This window comes from Ruegeria sp. YKSE079, assembly GCF_059612845.1.
In genome coordinates, this window is record NZ_JBXWRJ010000023.1 from 59,835 (window position 1) to 78,462 (window position 18,628).

Below are 18,628 nucleotides of genomic sequence, written 5' to 3' on the forward strand. Positions count from 1 at the left end.
AAAGATAAAGATACCACGCGCCTATGGACTTCAGGCGCTTATTTGGAAGCTCCACGGCCCCATAAACGCCAATCTTGAACGCGTTCAAGATTGGCGTTTATGGGGCCGGTCGGCAGGGAACCGACCGGCCTTGGCTGTCACACGGCGTCTTTGGGGCCCCAAGGGATGACGGCCTGCAGGGACAGATCGTCCTGGTTCGCGGCCTTGCCGAGGTTGGCGTTGAAGCCGTGGTCGCGGATGGTCAGCGTGTAGTAGTCGGCGCCGGTCTCCTTGTTCTGCTTCTTCCAGATACCACCGCACTCGACCAGCTTGCCGCGCGGGGAGCGGCCGAGGACGCGGTGCGTGGGGGCCATCGGGTTCGCGCTCGCGACCGGTTCGACCGTGATGTCGAGGTCAAAGGTCAGGGTCGAGATGGAGCCGACGCCCTTGGCGGTTTCAATGTTGGCGCTGGTGAATTTGATGCAGTTCGTGGTCATTGCTCTTCTCCTTGTTTGCGTTGCAATGATGGTCACCTTGCAGCTGGCCAAGGCCCGGACACACCGAAGGCGAAGCGCAGCGGAGAGGGGCAGGCGACGGTCTTTTTGGTCCGCGCGGAATGACCCGCAGGGTCAGGGGAAAAAGATCGGCGACAACCTTTGTGGGCGGGACGACAGCTGCGACCAGCATGTCATGCAATTCAGACAAAGTGAGAAGTGCGGGGGCCGCGAAAGAATATAGGTGAACAGCCTAGGGAGATGCCGCAAAGGCCTTGGCTCCCTTTTAACTCACCGGAGAAGAGACACAGTGCAGATGTCAAAAATCGCATCCCCCAGGATCACTAACGCGCCGATAGTCCTCGCGATGCGCCCACGATGCAGAGGAGGCTCGAGGCGAACAGAGCGTGGAACGAAAGGCCGGGTCGCCACGAGACACCGCAACCATCCAATAGCCCTAAATAACAGCCCGGCTGATTGGTTCGGTCAGAAAATGTGACAGGACATTTGACCAAGGGCCGCCGCTACCAACGGACGGGACATACTCTCTAGCTCCGGCAAGCGTCGCCGACTTGCCCTTCCAGTGCTCATGCTATACGTCATTGACACATACACTGCCGAAACCTATATGGGACAAGAGATGACACGATTGCAAACAGTGGTCGAACTGCCCGAATTCCAGAGGCGCGCCAAGGCAATCATGTCGGACCAGGAGCGCGAGGCTGCGATCAGCTTCATCGCCGCCAATCCGGAAGCTGGCGTCTCTCTTGGCGGCGGACTTCGGAAGGTCCGCATCCCGAGAGAGGGAGGCGGAAAGAGCGGCGGCTTCAGGACGGTGTATGTCTTTGGCGGGACCCATATGCCGATTTTCCTGATCACGGTCTTCGCCAAGAATGAGAAAGCCAACCTGTCAAAGTCTGAGCAGGCCGCGGCAGTAGAGATGAGCAAGGCGCTTGTCGCGAAATATGGAGACGCAACATGAGTGCATTCGATTCCGTAACCAAGGGCTTGGAAGAGGCTCTGGCCTTCGCGAAGGGCGACTTGGCAGACGCCAAAGTGCATGAAGTTTCCGTTGCTGAAGTTGATGTCGCCGAGGTTCGGCAACGAACTGGCCTGTCACAGGCAGAGTTCGCCAAGAGCATTGGCGTCGCGAAAGGCACGCTTCTGAACTGGGAACACGGGCGCCGGCACCCCACGGGCCCGGCCCAGGTTCTGTTGGCACTGATCGCAAAGAAGCCTTCTGTCGTGCAGGACCTGTTGCGCGGTGCGTGAACCGGGGCCTAAGCCCCGATCCTCTTGATGCGTACCCCGAGCTTGCGGGCCTTGTCGACGATGTTCTCGGTGATACCCGAACCGGGAGTGGCGATCAGACCCTGCGGCATGGTCTCGAGCATCTTGTCGTTGCGCTTGAAGGGGGCGGCCTTGCCGTGGCTCTTCCAGTCGGGCTTGAAGACCACCTGGGTGACACCACGGGTATCTGCCCAGCGGGCCGCGATCATCTCGGCGCCCTTGGGCGTGCCGCCGTGCAGAAGCACCATGTCGGGGTATTTGGCATGCGTGGCATCGAGAACGGACCAGATCAGATCGTAGGCCTGATAGTCCCCGCCCGAGAAAGCAATCCGCGTGCCTTCGGGGCAGTGCACCTCGGTCTCTTTGCGGCGCTTGGCCGAGAGATAGGCCCGGCTGTCCACCACGGCTGAGGTGAGGCCGCGATGCGAGACCTTGGATCCGGTGCGAGGTAGCCAGGGCGAACCGGTGGCGGCCGAGAAGTGATCCACGGCCAGATCGCGCATCTGCTCGAACGCGTCGCGATGGTCCCAGAGCTTGAGCCCGATCAACTGAAGGCGCTCGAGTTCGACCGAGGCGACCTCGGAGCCGTCCTGGATGGCCAGACTTTCCCGGACCTCGAATTCGTTGTCGTCGAGGAGCTTCTGGATATGGGTGAGCCGGCGATGGAAGATCGAGGTGAGGGACCAGAGCATCTCTTCGAGATTGTCTTCCAACTGGCTGCCGGTGAGGAGGCCGATGGTGGTGTCAAAGAGGGTCGCCATGGCGAGGTCTACCTCATCAGGCTGGGGCAGGGGGCGGTGATCGGTCTCGCCGGGCCCGGGCGTTGCGCCGTGGAGTGCGAGATGGTCGAGGATGGCGGAGGTGACGCCGGTCTCCTCTTGGATGTCTGTCTGATGGGGCATTGTCTGGTTCCTCTGTTTGATCTGACCCGATTTGGATGGGGCGATAACAGGACCGGCGGCGACCGGGCCGCATCCTTCAGGATCGAAGCGAAGCGGAGAATGCGCCGCGGACCGGAAAATTGCTCCCGCGAGGAATGGCCCGAAGGGGCAGGGGAATTTTCTGGTTCGGGGCGCATTGCTGCCCGGGCGAGGGGCGTTCTGCCCCGACCCGCCGGTCCATCGCACCCCTTTTCCAAACGGAATCAGATCGAACCCGCGGAACCTTTACCCTTTCGGACTTCGCTGAGGAGGTTGGCGCTCATCCGTCCTCGATCTTCAGACCTTGTGCTTTCATGGCCCCTAACAGGGACCGGCGCAGCGCATCTCTGCCAAATGCCCGCAGATCCTCGTTGAAATCGCCCATGTTTGGCACGAGCTCACCACAGACAATTCTAAGCGATTCCAGTTGGTTACGCAATCTCATTGATGCGTTATGTCCAGCTTCGTCATTGTCCCGCACAATCCAGATACGCTTGCTCCCCGGCGGCGGGATGAAGAAGCTGAGATGGGTGGCTGTGAGACAGGAGGCGAGATCGAACTCGGGGAGAGCCGTGCCGACCGAGAGCGTATTCTCGAGTCCTTCGCCGACGATGAGATCGCCACGAGAGGTGCCGGACCAGAAGCGAATGGCATGGCCATGCAGCTGCCCAAGGATCCGCTTCGGGCTCTCGATCCCGGCCAAACCGCCGGTGGACGGGTCGAGATAGACCCTTGCGCATCCGGTGATCTGGCCGCGATTGTCGGTGATCTTCGCGAGCAGGGCAGGGGCCCTTTGCGGCGGATCAGCGTCGTCCGTGCCGTGCCGCAGGAAGACCCGTGGGTGATAGCGCAGGGCAGGGCCCAGCCGTGTGATGCCACGCCGCTGCAGATAGGTGGCGGCCAGGGTGCCGAGAACCGGCTTGCCAGCGGCGAAAAGTCTCCGCGCCCGCGCGATGCGTTTGTCGGAGGTTGTGTCCGGGCGATCAACTTTCCGAGCGTCACGAGGCACGGCGGGGCAGGGGGCTTCGCCGAGGAAGGAACGGGCCTCCTTCAGCGTTTCCTTGAGCGTGACCGACCCAAGTCGTTCATGCAGCAGGTCGATCAGGTCGCCATATTCACCTGTCGCGTAATCGGTCCAGGACCCGGCCTTGCGCCCACCCTGCGCTTGCAGCCGGATGGCGAGGCTCTGACCCTTGGCGCCAGAGGTATCGCCAACATGCCAATAGTTGCCCTGTTTGCGTCCTTCGGGGAAATACTGGCGGCAGAAACTCTCGGCCCGGTCTGCCAGATCGGCCGAGAGGTCTGCGATACTGCGCCGCGCGCTCATGCGGCGGCATCCGCTGCGCTGGCGCCAACCGGATGTTCGGCGAGGACCCTCGTCAGCGCGTCAATGCCGTCCACCGGGATGAACACCCGCGTCTTCCACTGGATCACTTCGGTGAAACAGCCCAGGGCTTTCATTCCCGGCAGAGCCGCGCCCGACGCGCCGATCAGTTCAAGCCTCGGCTGTCCCATGACCAGCGACCGGCGCAACTGGAAACCCCCAAGCAGGCTGAGGAAAGTCCTGGCCTCCATCACCGCAGCAAAGACCTCCTGCGGCGACATCTCGATCTGACAATCAAGCCCAAGGCGTGCGTAGACGTTCAGGAGTTGCTCCTGACTGACCAGACGGCCGATGGCGCGTTCCCCATCCTCGGTCTGCAAGCGGTAGATGCGCATGTTGTCAGCGGGCAGCCGGTCCCAGATCGGCAGGAGCAACCCGCAGATCAGCGTGATCTTGGAGGTGGTGAACTCCGGCACTGCCTCGACCTCGGCCTGCCAGAGCTGTTCGAACATCGCATCATCGATCTCTTCCCAGTGTGATTTCGAGAATTCGGAATCGGCGAGGATCTCGGTGGCCATGGGGCGCAGGAGTTTCACCCGCAGGATCGGCACACCATCCTCATCCATGAAGGCCGGCGCTTTCACCACCAGCGCCGCGCGTTTGGAGGAGGTGTTCCAGCACAGCGTCGCACCCTTGGTGTCGGCGCAGATCTGTTTGACCCGGGGCAGGGTCAGCGGATCGTTGCGGTCCGTGCGTTCGACCGTCAGGGCGGTTGCCGTCGCGCCCGTCGCCTCATGTTCGAAGATGACCTTCCGATCGGTGATCTCGAATTTTTCCGCGCGCAGGGTCTCTAGCCCGACGTCCAGCGTGCCCGCCTGGCGCGCATCTTCAATGATGGCCGAGAGGAACCCGCCGAAAGCCTCAAAAATCGCGTCCTGCATGTCGATGCGGAGAGCGAGGCAACGGTTCAGGAACTGCTGTATCGGCGGCAGGTTTTCCTTCATCGTGCCATCCGCCTCATCGAGCGTCAGCCCGGTCATCTCCTGGAACTTCGCGTAGGAACAGGCGTCGATCTTGCCCGCGCGCAGCTTGTAGAAGAAATGCCGCAGCGCCGCGCGGGCGTAGGGGCTCTCCAGATTGTCTTCGGCGCGGAACATGTTTTGGCCACCGGTCTCGCGTTGTCCTTTCGTGATCGCCCCAAGCGTGTCGAGGCGGCGCGCGATGGTGGAGAGAAACCGCTTCTCACCCTTCACATTGGTCGCAACTGGGCGAAAGAGCGGCGGCTGCGCCTGATTTGTGCGGTTGGTACGCCCCAGCCCCTGGATTGCATTGTCTGCCTTCCAGCCGGACTCCAACAGGTAATGCACCCGGAGGCGCTGGTTCTTGGCCCCGAGATCGGCGTGGTAGCTGCGCCCGGTGCCCCCAGCATCGGAAAAGACAAGAATTCGTTTCTTATCATCCATGTAGGCCTGGGTTTCTCCGAGGTTGGAGGAGGCGGGACGGTTCTCGACCTTGAGCCGCCCCTCGCGCGTTTTCACGATGCGCCGCTTGCGCCCCGTGACCTCGGCCACAGCGTCCCCACCGAAATGCCAGAGGATCTGGTCGAGCGCGCCCTGCACCGGGGCGAGGGCCCCAAGATGTTCGATAAGATCATCCCGCCGCCGTTCCGCCTCGCGACAGATGATCGGGTTGCCATCGCCATCGAGAGCGGGGCGCGAGCGCAGATCGCCATTCTCGTCGGTGTAGGGTTCAAAGAGCTGCGTCGGGAAGCTGTGCATCAAATACTCCATGACCGCCTCCCTCGGCGTAAAATCGACCTGCAGGTCGTCCCACTCGGAGGGCGGAATCTCTTCGAGGCGTCGTTCCATCACCGCCTCGCTGGTCGAGACCACCTGGATCACCGCCGAATGACCCGCCGCCAAGTCCGCCTCGATGGCGCGGATCAGTGAGGGGCACTTCATGGCGGTGATGAGATGGTTGAAGAAACGCTGCTTGTTGCTCTCGAAGGCCGAGCGCGCGGCGGATTTCGCCTGAGCGTTCAAGGTGCCTGTCTCGGAGGAAATACCCGAGGCCTGAAGGGCCGCCTCCAAGTTGGTGTGGATGATCTGGTAGGCATCGGCGTAGCTGTCATAGATCGCGACCTGAGCAGGCGTCAGCTCATGGACCAGCATTTCGTATTCGACCCCGGCATAAGAGAGGGACCGCGCGAGATAGAGCCCGAGCGCCTTCAGGTCGCGCGAGATCATCTCCATGGCGGCAATGCCCCCAGCCTCCATCGCGGCGACAAATTCTGCCCGCGTCACGAAGGGGAAATCGCCAGTGCCCCAAAGGCCAAGTCGCGAAGCATAGGCGAGATTGCCGACAACCGTCGCGCCGGTGGCCGAGACGTAGAGCACGCGGGCGTCGGGCATGGCGTTCTGCAGCGCGAGGCCAGCGAGGCCCTGTTGGGACGCCTTCTTGTCGCCGCGGTCGGACTTTTCGCCGGCAGCATTCGCCATGGCGTGGCTTTCGTCGAAGGCGATGACACCGTCGAACCCTTCGCCGAGCCAGGACGTCACCTGATCGAGGCGGGAGGCTTTGCCCTCGCGTTCAGCCGACCGCAGGGTGGCATAGGTGACGAAGAGGATGCCTTCGGGCAGCCTGATGTCGCCGCCCTGACGGAACTTCGAGAGCGGCACGATATCGCTTTCGCGCCCCCCGAGCGCCATCCAGTCGCGCCGGGCATCCTCGATGAGCTTGTCGCTCTTCGTGACCCAGACCGCCCGGCGTCGTCCCTGCAGCCAGTTATCCAAGATAATGCCCGCGACCTGCCGCCCCTTGCCGCAGCCTGTGCCATCGCCGAGGAACCAGCCCTTGCGCAGGCGAAAGGCCCCCTCATCACCCTCGGCCGCCGCCATCAGCTGGCCCTCGACCTCGCCGCGCTTGAACCAGCCTTTGAGATGCATCTCATGCGCATTGCCCGCGTAGATGACGCTTTCGATCTGCGGCGCGGAAAGATGCCCGTCCGCGACGAGGGTCTTCGGCAGGACGGGACGATAAGTCGGCACGGGCGGCGGGACCGAGGCCATGGCGGCGGATTGGACAAGTGCGGTCGGGTGCAACGCTGCGCCGTCGATCCGGATCGCCTGCAGGTCATAGGCCTCGTAAACCGTGTCCTGCAGCGTGCCCTCGGGTTCACTCCAGGCTTTCGGCAGGTAGTCGAGCGGGACCGTCTGGATGTCGCCGAACGGATGCCTCGCACGTTCCTCGGCGAGCGCACGGGTTTCCTTGCGGGCGGCATTGCGCAGGGCATGCAGGTTCGTACGCGTCGGGCTGGACGGAACCGACAACGCCGAACTAGTAGGGCAGGGCGGGGGGCTGCGGCGCTCCGGGCAGTTAGTCAGAACAGACGCGAGGAGATCGGCCGTGGTCGCGCAGATCGGATGATAGGCGGCCTCGATGTCGTCCGGAGCTTTCTCTTGTTCGCCGACCGTGCGCTTGTCGATCACGGTCAGCCGCGTGTCGATCGTGGTGCCATGTCGCGCGAAGACCTTGCCATCGATGGCGGCAGAAAACACCACATCGGCACTCTGGCCAATCCGCTGGAATGTCGACTGGAAGGATTTCGTCGAGGGTCGGAAGCTTTCGCCAGTGATGACGACAAGACGCCCACCCGGTGCAAGGCGCGCCAGGGCGGAAAGCACATGTTGGCTGGTTGCCTGCCGGAACCGGCCCTCGACATGGTTGGCCGCAGAAAACGGCGGGTTCATCACGATGACCGAGGGCATGATCGAGCGATCAAGCCGGTCGTCGATCGAGGCGGCATCGTGATCCGAGACGACGGCACCGGGGAACAGGTTTTCCAGCAAGGCGCGGCGATTTTCCGCAAGCTCATTCAGCGCCAGCGGAGCACCTGCAATTTGTACAAAGATCGCCAGCATGCCGGTGCCCGCAGAGGGCTCCAGCACCAGATCTTCGGCCCGAAACCCTGCCGCCTGCGCAACGATGGCTGCGAGCGGCAAAGGCGTTGAGAATTGTTGCAGACGGACGCTGTCCTCAGAGCGCCGCGTGTGGGACGGCGCTAGACCGGCGAGACGCTCGATCATGTAAAGAAAGGCCTGCGGCGAGGGTGCCTGGCGCTGCATCAGCGCGCCGTAGCGCGAAAGCATCAGGATCTGGGCGGTCTCGGCGGCCTCATAGGCGTCCTTCCAGACCCAGGCGCCACTCGTGTCGCTGACGCCGAAGGCCTCTTCCATGGCGGCGCGAAGGGCGGCGGCGTCGATGGACCTGCCTGCCTCGAACAGGGGGACGAGGGTTCTCGCAACCTGCATAAGGTGTTGGGCGAAACCCGAGGCCTCGCGTCGGGCAGGGGCTTCGGGCTCGGTTGCAAGCTGGACGGAATGGGGGTGAGCGTTCATCGGCAATCTCCGGGGTTGAGGGTTGGCCCCGAGCCCCGCGCGCACTCTCTCACCCGGGAGGGGTCACCCCTCCCGCCCTGCCTCTCGCTCTTTCTGGCAAAGCCCCGATGCGTATTTGTCCGGTGTCAGAACGACCGCAGATGCCGCGGCACGTCCATGGATTGATGCAAAACCCGGATCACGAATATCCTGTCCGGGTCCACCTCATAGAACACAAGATGCCGACCCGTGATCAGTTTCCGCGCGCCCTGCAAGAGATCGGAACAGTCAGACCCCATTTGAGGATTGGCGATCAGTCCCTTCAGAGCACGCTCGATATCGTCGAGATAGCGGTCCGCCTGCGCCTCGCCCCATTGTCGATGTGTCTCGACCCAGATATCGACGAGATCGGATTTTGCCGCCTGGGAGTGATGGATTTTACGCATCAGAAGCGCCGGAGCGGCTCCGCGCCTCGCGCTTGATTTCGTCCATGTCGAGCGGACCAGCGTCGCCGGATTGCTTGCCCTCCATCAAGGCAACCCGAAGCCGCGCCCGCTGACCTTCCTGCTCTTCCATCAGGCGCAAAGAGGCGCGGATCAACTCGCTGGTTGACCCGTAGCGCCCCTCCTTCAACATCAGTGCGATGAATTCGTCCCAATGGGGGCCAAGTGTGACGCTTGTGCTTGCCATGCTCATCTCCGGGATACGCATGAATAAGATATATGAGTATTGCGAGCATTTCAACTCGGGGGTGGGCTTGCGCCCTGCGCGGCGGCGGCGGGTCTGTGTGCCTCTCGCAAGGTCATTTGGTCTACAAATGCTCGTGCCTCGGACAAACAGTCCAACTCATAGTGCCCGAAGATACCCCAGCAGGCATCGACCTCCTCGCCGTCTCGCTCGATGACATAGCCATAGACCCGTCCGCCGAGATAGGCGTCGTAGCTGACGATTTCTGCACGCAGGATGTCTTCAGCCTTTTCGCGCAGCGCCTTGGTGACGCGGTTCACGCCGAACTCCGTCCGGACCGCCTCGAGCGTCACATAGACGTAACCGACCTGACCGGAATCCCACGGGCAATGGAACCCGATCGTGTTCATTGCGAGGCCGGAATGGTCGTAGAGAAACACGGGCAGCAGGACGGACTTGCGTTCGGCGCGGTCCCGCAGCTGGTCCATCGAAAGGTCGCTCTGCGCTGAGATGCCCGAGAGATCGCGCAAGAACGCCTCGGGGCTGTCGAAGGAGTGGCTGTCACCCAGGCGGTATCGGCGGTGCCAACAAATCAGCGTGCCGAGGTTGGACCACTCCCGCGGGCTCTCAGCGTCGGGGTCGTGGTAGATCTTGATGGTGTGGCCGCGGTGGGCCTCCTCATAGACAGGGTCGTGCATATCGATGTCCTTTCTTGAAACGAAATCGACCCGCCCGGCCGGTAGTGGCTCGAGCGGGTCGATCAGAGTGCTTTCCGAGGGGCGTTGGCGTCATTGCCCCCATGGATCAGGCGGCGGCGCGGTTCTCGCGATGCTGGACGTGCTCGACCGAGACCTTCAGCAGCCAATCCTCGAAGCCGAGAATGGTCTGGTGATTGGAGACCGCCGCGACCCAAGCCGCGCGCGGATCGCTGCCGATCTGCGTCGGATCATTGTCGATCCGGCCATTGGCCATCCACGGTTCCGGCTGAATGCGCCCGAGCCAGTCCGCCAGCGACGGGATGCGCCCCTGGCAATCCTCGCGCACATGCTGCTCGCCGATCCAGCGGATCGGGACGACCCGGCCCGCGCTGTTGATCAGGCTGTGGCCGAAAATTCGTTGAGCATCATAGACCCCGGCCGTATGATGACGATAGGCTCTGTGAACGAAGAGGGCCAGGTGCTCTTTGGATGCATCGAACCAATCATGCACATGTTGGTAATCATCCGGAACACCGCCAAACTTACGGGCCGAGCTTTCGGCGTGATGGAGAGGATGGGCCATGTCAGAGCCCCTCGTGTTCGGTGGTGTTGGTCTCGACATAGCGGTTCGAGTGGCTGACATCGATCTTATCGACCTCGAGCACCCAGGTCAGTTCGCCATAGCCGCCTTCGTTGTTCTCGAAGCCGGGGCTTAGTGCGTAGGCAAAATCCCAGCCGAAGTCTTCGACCCGGCGTCGCAACTCCTCCGTCAGGGTGATCGCATCAGGCGTCACCACGACATCCTCAACGTTGCCGGAATCTCCGTAGCCTTCGTATTGCACCTCGATGCTGGTCACGCCGAGGGCGCGCAGCTCGGAGAGAAGCGCCGCACGGGTCTCGGCCCGCTGCTCGGCAGCACGTCTCTGGGATTCGAGCTTCTGCGCGTAGAAATCAGTCGCTTGTGTCATGTCTTTGGTCCTTTGGAATTGAAGGAAGGGGAGGGCGCCCGCTCAGCCAGGCCGCCCGGGAGTTTCCTTTGGGGGGGCTTCAGGCCGCAGCGTCACCGCGGTTTTAAGCCGTCCGGTCAACCAGGTTGAAATAGAGGTTCTCAGTCGCGCGCTTGAACCCCGGAGGTTTGCGCGGGGCGAGACAACGCACTGAAGCGCTACAGCTTTCGCCGTGCTCCATCGCGTACTGCGTCACCTGGTCGATGAGGTCATCCATGCCCGCGGCCTGGATGCGTTTTTCGGGGTAACTCCCCATCATCTGGAATTCGGTGACGACGAAGGCGCCATCACGATGCGCGGGATAGAGGGTGATCTGGTAATCGAGTGTCTTGGCCATTTTGGTCTCCTTTGCCGGGCAAGGCGCGATCATCGCGACCCTTCGAAACCCGCCAGCCCGAAAGGACCGCCCTTTGTGCAAGGGCGATCCGGGGCGGTGAGTAGGGATTGGAGGCGTCAGTATTCCGACGGGAGAAGCAGGGTCAGAACGCGGCGGGTTTGCGCGGGATCGGAAGGTTCAGGCGAGCCGTACGTGTAGTCGACGTCGTACAAATCGACCTTGAACCAGACGGTTGTACCATCGAGGTCGATGACGCCCATCTCGTGCCATCCCTGCGGATCGCTGTCGGCATCGAACCCGTCAAACGCGGCAACACGGCGGGTTAGCTCCAGTTGGGCGTCGGGCCCAAGCGCCGCGACGCCGCGTGTCATCACGAACTGGCCCTGCGGGGCATCGGCGACAGGGGTCGTGCCGAGGATCGAGCGGCGAAACGCATCGTTTTGCGCGGCGATCAGCGCGGCTTCCCGAACGGGATCGAGATCGAGTGTGGTGGTCATGGGATATCTCCAGGACGGGCCAGCCGATCCGATATCGGCTGTAGGCAACCCGTCAGCCGGAAAGGGCCGCCCTCGATGTGAGGACGGTCCAAGGCTCAGGTCAGGTTCAGATCGGTGTTTGCTGCGTCAGGCCGCATCCCCGCTGAGGAAGGCGGGCAAGGACGATGGTTCATCGCTCTCCGCCTCGGCCAGAGGATCTGCCGCGGGCACGTCGCCTTCCTCGGCCTCGGGCGCATCGCCAGTCATTTTGGCGTCAGCCTCCGTCGCACCGGCAAAGACCATCCCGTCAGGCAGCCAGCGCGTCGTCTTTGCAACCGTCGCGGCGTTGAACCCTTCCGTCTCGCCCGCCGTTTCCGCGAAAGCCCGTTCCATCGCGGCCGCGATATCGCCCTTGCGCTCGCGATTGCGATCTTCGGCGTAGTCGTCGCCGATCAGCTTGCGCGCAGTGGCCACCGCATGCCCCTTGTTGACCCGACCCCAGTAGTTCTGCGCGGTCGGGCGCCAGCAGGCCGCCACATCGACATCGAGCCGCGCGCCAATCTCCTCGATGATCGGGGAGGGGCGATTGTCGGAGGAGAGCTGCGGTTTGACCGCCAGACCCGTCGCCCAGGCGAAAAGCGCCTGCTTGTCGGTAATAGGCAGCACCGACATGGCCCGGAAGTCCTCGGGTTTCTCCAGCTTCATCCAGTCGGTGGCGAGGTCCTGCTCCAGCGCCTCGAGCATCTTCTGGGCGACGGTGTCCACATGCAGAACCTCGCGGTTCTGCGCCTGGAAGGGCCGGATCGAGATATCGAGCGCCTCATTGTTGTAGGACCGCCTCATAGCCTGCTCGCAGAGCGCGTAGAGCATCGCGTCGAACGCCACCTCGAAATCCGCCGCCAGATGCGCCCGCAGGATGTGCTGACGCGTGGCACGCAGATCATCAGCAAGGCTCGCCGAAATTCCATCGGCTTTGCGCAACGTCGCGGCCGGGTCGGAGCTCGGCACCGGCGTGGAGGAGGTCGGCGGCGTCACGTGTGGGCGGGCAGGGGAGGGGGCGCCATCCGCATCTGCGGTGGTCTCGTCAGGTTCCGGCGCAGCGGGAATATCCTCCGGTCGCACGAGTCCTTTCTCGACGCGCAACGCCCCGTCATGACCGATGGTCAGAACGACGCCAGCGATAGCGCGGTCTTCGTCTGCGTAAGGTTGCCGCTCGCGCTGCAAGGCCTCGATCTCGCGCAGGCGCGGCTCGATGGCGTAGTATTCCTCGGTTTCGGCGTCGGTCCAATCCTCACCGTCATTCTGCGCCGCCAGTTCTTCCTCGCGCGCAATCAGACGCTCTTCCTCGGCGAGCAGGTCCGGATCGGGGTCGATATCCTGTGGATAGACCCGCCCGAAACTGCGAAACGCGCCGTAGTCCACCGAGAGATGCACTTCGACCCATTTCCACGCCGCCTCGAAGGGTTTGGCCGCAGCCTGAAGTTTCTCAATGGCGAGGCGCTCGAGGAGTTCGGGGTTTTCCATATGGGCACTCGCACGGTCGTCGAAGAGATCGCGTAGCAGAATACCGCCCGCCACCTCATAGGCCTCGATGCCAACAAAGCGCCCGAGGGCCGAGTTCGCCGAATGCGCCGTCTCGGTCAGCTGGCGTTTGATGCTCTGTGGATGGATGTGATAGCCGCCCTTCACTGCGTTCCAGACCGCAAGCTGGCGATCATGGTCGTCGGTCAACGTGAAGGCCATGACGCATTCGAGGGTCAGATCACCGGCACGGAACTGCTCGATGATTTCCGGCGCGACACGGGCAAGCTTAAGCCGGCGGCGCACCAGGTCGACCGAGACGCCGAACTTCAGGGCGATCTCGTCTTCACTGCGCCCCTCGCCGATCATCGCCTCAAAGGCCTCGAACTGGTCGGCCGGGTGCATCGCCGCGCGCTGGAGGTTTTCCGTGGCGGAGGTGAGGACAGCATTGCGCTCATCTTCGACGAGGCAGGGCACCGGGTGATCAACGGGAATGACGCCGTCCTGTGCGAGCTGCTTCAGCACCTTGAGGCGGCGGCCGCCAGCATCGACCGCAAAACGTGTCTCAGACAGAGCATGAACCACCAGGTTCTGCTTGATGCCTGTCTCACGAATGCTGGCAAGGAGCTCGGCGTCATCGCTGGCGCTTGCCGCAACCTTGCGCACGTTGAGCGGGCTCGGCTCCAACTGGTCGAGTGAGATCATCCGGACGCCGGCGGCGCCGTCGGGCGTTGCCGGTCCGGTGCCTTCGGTCTTTTTCTTGGTGGCGGGTTTCGATCGGGTCGTGGTCTTGGCCATGATCAGGGTCCTTGTCATGCCGGACCCGGAAGAGCCTCTCTCTATCCTTTCAAGCCCGGCACCCGGGCTTCCCTTTCTCTGGCTTTTTACAAATGCGGATCACGTGAACAATCGACCGTTTGTAAACGAATGCAAGTGAGTGTTCTCTCGTCGTGCTGGCGTACAATGCCTTGGTTTCCTTGCGCTGAGCGCGATCTGAGAGGTTCCGCCGACAGACGCGCGCGCGTACTATATAAAGAGAAAAGGCAACCACCACAAAATCACTTGGGTAATGTGCAAAAGAACATTATTTTGCACATATGAAGCCGCAAGCATCTACTTTCACTGATGACTACGACAATACCCCCGTCACCACCGAGGGGGAGGAAGAGTCGCACGAAGACGATCTCTGGTTCCTGCCTGGTCCACTCGAGGATGAACCGGATGATTTGCCTCCGGGACCACGGGCAGAACCGCCTGACACTGCTGTCATCAATGACTGGGCAGAAGCAGAAGCGGTTCACGCGGCTCGTCTTGCAAGAGTGGCTGGACGCTTTGGAGCTCTGGATGACAGGCTGCTGCGCGGCCCGGAAGGCTGGCGGCATCGGCTCGCTCTTATCGAGGCGGCGGACCTCAGTTGGTTCGCAGGGGATCGGGTGAGTTCTGATCGTCTGGCGCTCTGGGTATCGATGCGGCTCTCGGGCGTGCAGGATGACCCAAATGCTTTGGCTCGGATTGGATGGGCTGTTCGGCGCCTGACAGGCGGTCCCGGACCGGAGGCTGACTTGGCCGCCTTCCTGGATCGCCGCGATCCCGAGAACATCGAAGACAGTGCCGAGCGTTTCGAAGATCGCGTGGGCGGATGGCTGGACGTGATGACCGCCGCAGCTGATCTCCACCCAATCACGCGGGCTTGCATGGGCTTTCATATCTGGAGCCTGGCCGGCCTCGGACAGCACGGCGACCAGATCGAAGCCGCTGTCACCGCGTCCAGGATCGCGGCCAGCGACGGAAGCGGCGCCGTCTTCGCACCGCTCGCTATGGGCGGGGCAGGGTGGCTACGTGTTTCGGGCTTGCCACCCGAACGCTTGGCCCGCTGGCTGGATGAATTGAACAGCGCAATCTTAACGGCGATGCGAACACTTGATGATATTGAAGCGTGGTCCGGGCGGGCAGAGAACGTCATGGCGCATTTGTCTGGCCGCACGCCGGTCGCCTTGCGGAAGGTTTTCGCGGAATGGCCCTTGGTCTCCGCCGCGATGGCTGAGGCTATGACCGGCGCCAGTCGCGCCGCCGTTCAGCGCAATTTGGCGTGGATGGAGGCAAACGGTTTGATCCGCGAAGTGACAGGGCAGGGGCGCTACAGGATGTGGAAAGCTGTTGGAGTGTAAGTTGACCCGTGATGGACTGGACGGGTTAGTCAGTAAGTTCAGTATCTTAATTGATTCCGTGTGCACTGTATGTGCAGCAAGAAATCGCGTTCTGGCGCACTCTGTCGGGCGTTTGGCGATTGTGTGGATTTGGCTAAATTGAAGCGAGTTGGACTTGGAACGGCCTAGAGATCTCACCAAGTCTGCAACGGCACTTAGTCATTTGTCCCTTGTCGTGCCCATCAAAAAGTTGGTGAGTTGAAGGTCGGCGTTTTCCCGTTTCGGTGGCGGTCGTTTTCATCTTCGTGCTAGCCGCCGCGAGCACGCCTGCTGCGATCGAGCGTGCAGTGCTTCATGCGACAGCCACACATGTCGGCTGAATGTACCTCTTGGTCAGGACGGGATTGTGCTGTTCCTTGCACTGACACCGATCGGGAGCAGGGGACTGAGCGCCTCAGATCAGACCGATGCTGTGCCCTCGAACTCGATACTCATGCCAGTTGCGAAGTGCGGCACGTTGTGGCAATGCAGATCCAGCGCGCAGCATCGATATCGACCAGAGACATCGGCGGTACATGAACGAGGTCGAGCATCGTACCAGCGATGAGTTGTTGTCACGTCCTTCGCATTGTCAGCCAGATCAGCAGTGCGACTCCGAGCATCGCGGAGAGAGCTGATCCGCTGAGAATGCCCAGCTTCGCCGCATTCAGGACAGACCAGTCGAATGCGAGGCCCGCAATGAACAGCGACATCGTGAAACCGATTCCCGTGAGAAACGAGCCGGCGATGATGAATGGCCACGACAGCCCTGGCGCGAGCACAGCCAAGCCTGAGCGGACCGCAAGCCAGCTGAACCCGAGGACGCCAATCGGTTTTCCCAGCGCCAGGCCGACAATGATCGCCACGGAAACCGGTTGTCCGAAATCGCCACCGCCAATCGTGATGCCAGCATTTGCCAGCGCGAAGATCGGCATGATTGCAAAGCCGACCCAAGGGTGCAGCATTATCTCAAGACGTTCGACCGGCGAGAGCGATTCGGTGAGCGCTCGGCCCGCCTGACGAAGGTCATGATGGCCTGCAACATCCCCTTGCCGATGGTCGCCGTTCGGAGCGGCGAGTACGCGCCCGAGGATCACACGCAGGCGAATATCGCTCACCCAAATTCGGGTAGGGGTCATGAGGCCCAGAATGACACCGGCGATGGTCGCGTGAACGCCAGAGGCATCGAAGCACAGCCAGACTGCCGCTCCCATGAAGAAATAGACCGGGATGCTTCTGATCCCGAGGCGCGAGGCGGTTGCTACAATTACAATTCCCAGCAGGCCCAACCCGAGGGCTGACCAAGTCAACGCTTCCCCGTATCCAAGGGCGACCACGAGTATCGCGCCGACATCATCAAAGATAGCGAGGGAAAGCAGGAACAGACGCAAGGTTGGAGGGATCCGGTTTCCGAAAAGGGCCAGGCATCCGATCACGAACGCCGTATCTGTCGCCATCACGGTTCCCCAGCCGTGCATCCCGGGTTGCCCGTACATCATCGCAAGAAACAGGGAGACCGGTACAACCATGCCACCCACTGCGCCTGCAAACGGCAGGGCGGCCTGACGAGGGTTTCGCAATTCGCCCAGCACGATCTCCCGCTTGAGCTCCAACGAAAGCACAAAGAAGAAGAGCGTCATCAAACCGTCGTTGATCCAGTGTCGCAGCGAGCGGGTGAAATCCAACGAGCCGAGTGTCAGGCCGATTGGCGTCTCCCAAAAGCCCAGAAAGGCCTCTTTCCAAGGTGAATTTGCCAGCGCCAAGGCCAGTAGAACCGCCAGAAGCAGGAGCCCTCCTGCCGCCGCTTCGATTTTCAGAAAGCGCACAAATGGCTTTGTTATTCTGTCGGCGGCCTCATGGGGCAAAGTCTGGGGATCGTCGATCATGGGATGAACATGCCTTTTCCAATGACGATGCACCGCTCTCTCATCGCAGCCCTGTAGGCACCCTCGCGCGTCTCTTTGCCCAGACATCATATCATGGAAGGTTCAGGCGAACAGAGCGCGTGCCTCGGCGAACGACAAAAGTCTGCGGCGACTCTCATCCCAGAGGTGGAGGTGCGCGCAGCGGAGACTTTGCCGAAGCGTGATGCGTTTGGTCTGTGCCAGAACCTCGTTATCCTCGATCACCTCTGGAAGGCGATAAAACGGAATTCGACTGGCCAAATGATGAACATGGTGGACACCGATATTGCCAGTGATCCAGCGTAGAACGCTCGGAAGCTCGTAATGTGAGCTTCCGTAAAGCGCTGCTTCGTGGATGTTCCAATTTTCTTCGTGCTGCCAACTGGTTTCTTCGAACTGATACTGGACATAGAAGAACCACATGCCGGCGACTGCACTCAAGAACATGGTCGGCAGGAAGACGAAAAGAACAACGTCCCATCCACCCTGCCAAATAATCAAGGTCAGCGCCGAACCAATGGCGGCATTTGTTCCCATCGCGCTCAGCCAGTATCGCCAGCCCGACCGCATTAAGTGAACGGGCAGTCGGTTCTGCAAAAAGAACGTATAGAACGGCACCACTCCGAACAGGAAAACTGGATTGCGGATAAGCCGATAGAGCGCCCGGCCGAGCCACCCCTTTTCTCGGTACTCCGTGACTGTGAGGGTCGGCATATCTCCGACACCCCGCCGGTCGAGGTTTCTGGTCGTGGCATGATGGATTGCGTGCGTTTTGCGCCAGACGTCATAGGGCGTCAGCGTGATCACGCCGATAACGCGACCGATCCAGTCGCACAGGCGCCGACTGCGAAACAGGGACCCGTGACCGCAATCGTGCTGGATCATGAACAGTCGGACGAGGAACGCCGCATTCACCAGTGCCAGGGCCATTGCCAGCGCCGTACTGATCGAGAGCATCCACCAGGCGACCGCCCATATTGCCACGAACGGTGCCACTGTCACGGTCAGCTCGAAGATACTTCGCGAATGGATTGGCTGTCGGTATTTCGCCATCGCCCGCGACCAGTCTGACGGAGCCAAATTGGGCTCTTCCCGCATCAGATCAGTCTGACCGGCAGCATTTCGCGTGCCCGGCTCCTTATCCGTAATGGACGAGGCCCGCGCTTGTACTGGGGGCTGCGGCGCGCTCAGAGGCTGAGCTTTGCGGACTCGGTTGGTGGTCTGATCCGGTATCTCTTCTCGATCTCGCCCTTGGCGACGACTGTTGGTTGAATGGGACGAAAGCTTCATCGGCAATAGAAATCCTGTTTGATTGAGCTGTCGCGTAGCCCTTAATTGTGAGATGAGAGATTCAACGAAATCAACGGCTGTCCTTTGCCCTTAAATATGAGATTTTGCCTTTAATTCCGATATTTTTGCCCTTAAACTT

At 61.5% G+C, this 18,628-nt stretch carries 17 protein-coding genes; 3 read left to right on the forward strand and 14 right to left on the reverse strand.

Annotated elements, in window-relative coordinates:
• Positions 1-137: 137 nt before the first annotated feature.
• A complete protein-coding gene (locus AC2FMY_RS18510) occupies positions 138-476 on the reverse strand; it encodes a DUF736 domain-containing protein (RefSeq protein ID WP_496807868.1) in 339 nt (112 codons plus the stop codon).
• Positions 477-1,131: 655 nt separating this feature from the next.
• On the opposite strand from AC2FMY_RS18510, the gene AC2FMY_RS18515 reads away from it, so the two are divergent.
• On the forward strand, positions 1,132-1,455 hold the full coding sequence (locus tag AC2FMY_RS18515; RefSeq protein WP_496807869.1) for a type II toxin-antitoxin system RelE/ParE family toxin: 324 nt from the start codon (positions 1,132-1,134) through the stop codon (positions 1,453-1,455).
• Positions 1,452-1,745: a helix-turn-helix domain-containing protein gene (locus AC2FMY_RS18520; RefSeq protein ID WP_496807870.1), complete on the forward strand. Its 294-nt coding sequence runs from the start codon at positions 1,452-1,454 to the stop codon at positions 1,743-1,745. The genes AC2FMY_RS18515 and AC2FMY_RS18520 overlap by 4 nt, the downstream gene beginning before the upstream one ends.
• 8 nt (positions 1,746-1,753) lie before the next feature.
• On the opposite strand, the gene AC2FMY_RS18525 is transcribed toward AC2FMY_RS18520, so the two are convergent.
• From AC2FMY_RS18525 to AC2FMY_RS18575, 11 genes are all read right to left on the reverse strand, one after another.
• Entirely contained in the window at positions 1,754-2,665 is a 912-nt protein-coding gene (locus AC2FMY_RS18525) for a DUF2493 domain-containing protein (protein WP_496807871.1), read from the reverse strand.
• A gap of 298 nt (positions 2,666-2,963) precedes the next feature.
• Positions 2,964-4,010 carry a DUF7146 domain-containing protein gene (locus tag AC2FMY_RS18530; RefSeq protein ID WP_496807872.1) on the reverse strand — a complete coding sequence of 349 codons (1,047 nt, stop codon included), beginning with the start codon at positions 4,008-4,010 and terminating at the stop codon, positions 2,964-2,966.
• Positions 4,007-8,404, reverse strand: coding sequence for a strawberry notch-like NTP hydrolase domain-containing protein (locus AC2FMY_RS18535; protein ID WP_496807880.1), 4,398 nt, complete (start codon positions 8,402-8,404; stop codon positions 4,007-4,009). Before AC2FMY_RS18535 ends, AC2FMY_RS18530 begins: the two co-directional genes overlap by 4 nt.
• 125 nt (positions 8,405-8,529) lie before the next feature.
• On the reverse strand, positions 8,530-8,829 hold the full coding sequence (locus AC2FMY_RS18540) for a type II toxin-antitoxin system RelE/ParE family toxin (RefSeq protein ID WP_071974422.1): 300 nt from the start codon (positions 8,827-8,829) through the stop codon (positions 8,530-8,532).
• The gene (locus tag AC2FMY_RS18545; protein ID WP_037207773.1) at positions 8,822-9,073 is read right to left on the reverse strand and encodes a type II toxin-antitoxin system ParD family antitoxin; all 252 of its coding nucleotides are present in this window, start codon (positions 9,071-9,073) and stop codon (positions 8,822-8,824) included. The genes AC2FMY_RS18540 and AC2FMY_RS18545 overlap by 8 nt, the downstream gene beginning before the upstream one ends.
• A gap of 50 nt (positions 9,074-9,123) precedes the next feature.
• Complete coding sequence (locus AC2FMY_RS18550; protein WP_370160439.1) at positions 9,124-9,768, reverse strand: hypothetical protein; 645 nt, start codon at positions 9,766-9,768, stop codon at positions 9,124-9,126.
• A 106-nt stretch (positions 9,769-9,874) separates the two neighbouring features.
• Positions 9,875-10,351 (reverse strand): DUF6915 family protein, encoded by a 477-nt coding sequence (locus AC2FMY_RS18555; RefSeq protein ID WP_027246193.1) that lies wholly within the window; start codon positions 10,349-10,351, stop codon positions 9,875-9,877.
• A 1-nt stretch (position 10,352) separates the two neighbouring features.
• On the reverse strand, positions 10,353-10,736 hold the full coding sequence (locus AC2FMY_RS18560; protein WP_027246194.1) for a DUF6878 family protein: 384 nt from the start codon (positions 10,734-10,736) through the stop codon (positions 10,353-10,355).
• A 103-nt stretch (positions 10,737-10,839) separates the two neighbouring features.
• Positions 10,840-11,112 carry a hypothetical protein gene (locus AC2FMY_RS18565; protein WP_496807873.1) on the reverse strand — a complete coding sequence of 91 codons (273 nt, stop codon included), beginning with the start codon at positions 11,110-11,112 and terminating at the stop codon, positions 10,840-10,842.
• Positions 11,113-11,228: 116 nt separating this feature from the next.
• Positions 11,229-11,609 (reverse strand): DUF3768 domain-containing protein, encoded by a 381-nt coding sequence (locus AC2FMY_RS18570; protein ID WP_496807874.1) that lies wholly within the window; start codon positions 11,607-11,609, stop codon positions 11,229-11,231.
• A 126-nt stretch (positions 11,610-11,735) separates the two neighbouring features.
• Positions 11,736-13,907: a ParB/RepB/Spo0J family partition protein gene (locus AC2FMY_RS18575; RefSeq protein ID WP_496807875.1), complete on the reverse strand. Its 2,172-nt coding sequence runs from the start codon at positions 13,905-13,907 to the stop codon at positions 11,736-11,738.
• A 299-nt stretch (positions 13,908-14,206) separates the two neighbouring features.
• Here AC2FMY_RS18575 and AC2FMY_RS18580 point away from each other — a divergent pair, with 299 nt between their 5' ends.
• The gene (locus tag AC2FMY_RS18580; RefSeq protein ID WP_496807876.1) at positions 14,207-15,277 is read left to right on the forward strand and encodes a hypothetical protein; all 1,071 of its coding nucleotides are present in this window, start codon (positions 14,207-14,209) and stop codon (positions 15,275-15,277) included.
• A gap of 593 nt (positions 15,278-15,870) precedes the next feature.
• On the opposite strand, the gene nhaA is transcribed toward AC2FMY_RS18580, so the two are convergent.
• Both nhaA and AC2FMY_RS18590 read right to left on the reverse strand, forming a co-directional pair.
• Positions 15,871-17,181 carry a Na+/H+ antiporter NhaA gene (gene nhaA / locus AC2FMY_RS18585; protein WP_496807877.1) on the reverse strand — a complete coding sequence of 437 codons (1,311 nt, stop codon included), beginning with the start codon at positions 17,179-17,181 and terminating at the stop codon, positions 15,871-15,873.
• A 102-nt stretch (positions 17,182-17,283) separates the two neighbouring features.
• Positions 17,284-18,252 carry a fatty acid desaturase gene (locus AC2FMY_RS18590; RefSeq protein ID WP_496807878.1) on the reverse strand — a complete coding sequence of 323 codons (969 nt, stop codon included), beginning with the start codon at positions 18,250-18,252 and terminating at the stop codon, positions 17,284-17,286.
• Positions 18,253-18,628 lie beyond the last annotated feature (376 nt).

Coding starts and splice junctions, on each gene's coding strand:
- AC2FMY_RS18510 (WP_496807868.1), bottom strand. CDS start 476: ATGACCACGAACTGCATCAAATTCACCAGCGCCAACATTGAAACCGCC.
- AC2FMY_RS18520 (WP_496807870.1), top strand. CDS start 1,452: ATGAGTGCATTCGATTCCGTAACCAAGGGCTTGGAAGAGGCTCTGGCC.
- AC2FMY_RS18525 (WP_496807871.1), bottom strand. CDS start 2,665: ATGCCCCATCAGACAGACATCCAAGAGGAGACCGGCGTCACCTCCGCC.
- AC2FMY_RS18530 (WP_496807872.1), bottom strand. CDS start 4,010: ATGAGCGCGCGGCGCAGTATCGCAGACCTCTCGGCCGATCTGGCAGAC.
- AC2FMY_RS18535 (WP_496807880.1), bottom strand. CDS start 8,404: ATGAACGCTCACCCCCATTCCGTCCAGCTTGCAACCGAGCCCGAAGCC.
- AC2FMY_RS18540 (WP_071974422.1), bottom strand. CDS start 8,829: ATGCGTAAAATCCATCACTCCCAGGCGGCAAAATCCGATCTCGTCGAT.
- AC2FMY_RS18545 (WP_037207773.1), bottom strand. CDS start 9,073: ATGGCAAGCACAAGCGTCACACTTGGCCCCCATTGGGACGAATTCATC.
- AC2FMY_RS18550 (WP_370160439.1), bottom strand. CDS start 9,768: ATGCACGACCCTGTCTATGAGGAGGCCCACCGCGGCCACACCATCAAG.
- AC2FMY_RS18555 (WP_027246193.1), bottom strand. CDS start 10,351: ATGGCCCATCCTCTCCATCACGCCGAAAGCTCGGCCCGTAAGTTTGGC.
- AC2FMY_RS18560 (WP_027246194.1), bottom strand. CDS start 10,736: ATGACACAAGCGACTGATTTCTACGCGCAGAAGCTCGAATCCCAGAGA.
- AC2FMY_RS18565 (WP_496807873.1), bottom strand. CDS start 11,112: ATGGCCAAGACACTCGATTACCAGATCACCCTCTATCCCGCGCATCGT.
- AC2FMY_RS18570 (WP_496807874.1), bottom strand. CDS start 11,609: ATGACCACCACACTCGATCTCGATCCCGTTCGGGAAGCCGCGCTGATC.
- AC2FMY_RS18575 (WP_496807875.1), bottom strand. CDS start 13,907: ATGGCCAAGACCACGACCCGATCGAAACCCGCCACCAAGAAAAAGACC.
- AC2FMY_RS18580 (WP_496807876.1), top strand. CDS start 14,207: ATGAAGCCGCAAGCATCTACTTTCACTGATGACTACGACAATACCCCC.
- nhaA (WP_496807877.1), bottom strand. CDS start 17,181: ATGATCGACGATCCCCAGACTTTGCCCCATGAGGCCGCCGACAGAATA.
- AC2FMY_RS18590 (WP_496807878.1), bottom strand. CDS start 18,252: ATGGCGAAATACCGACAGCCAATCCATTCGCGAAGTATCTTCGAGCTG.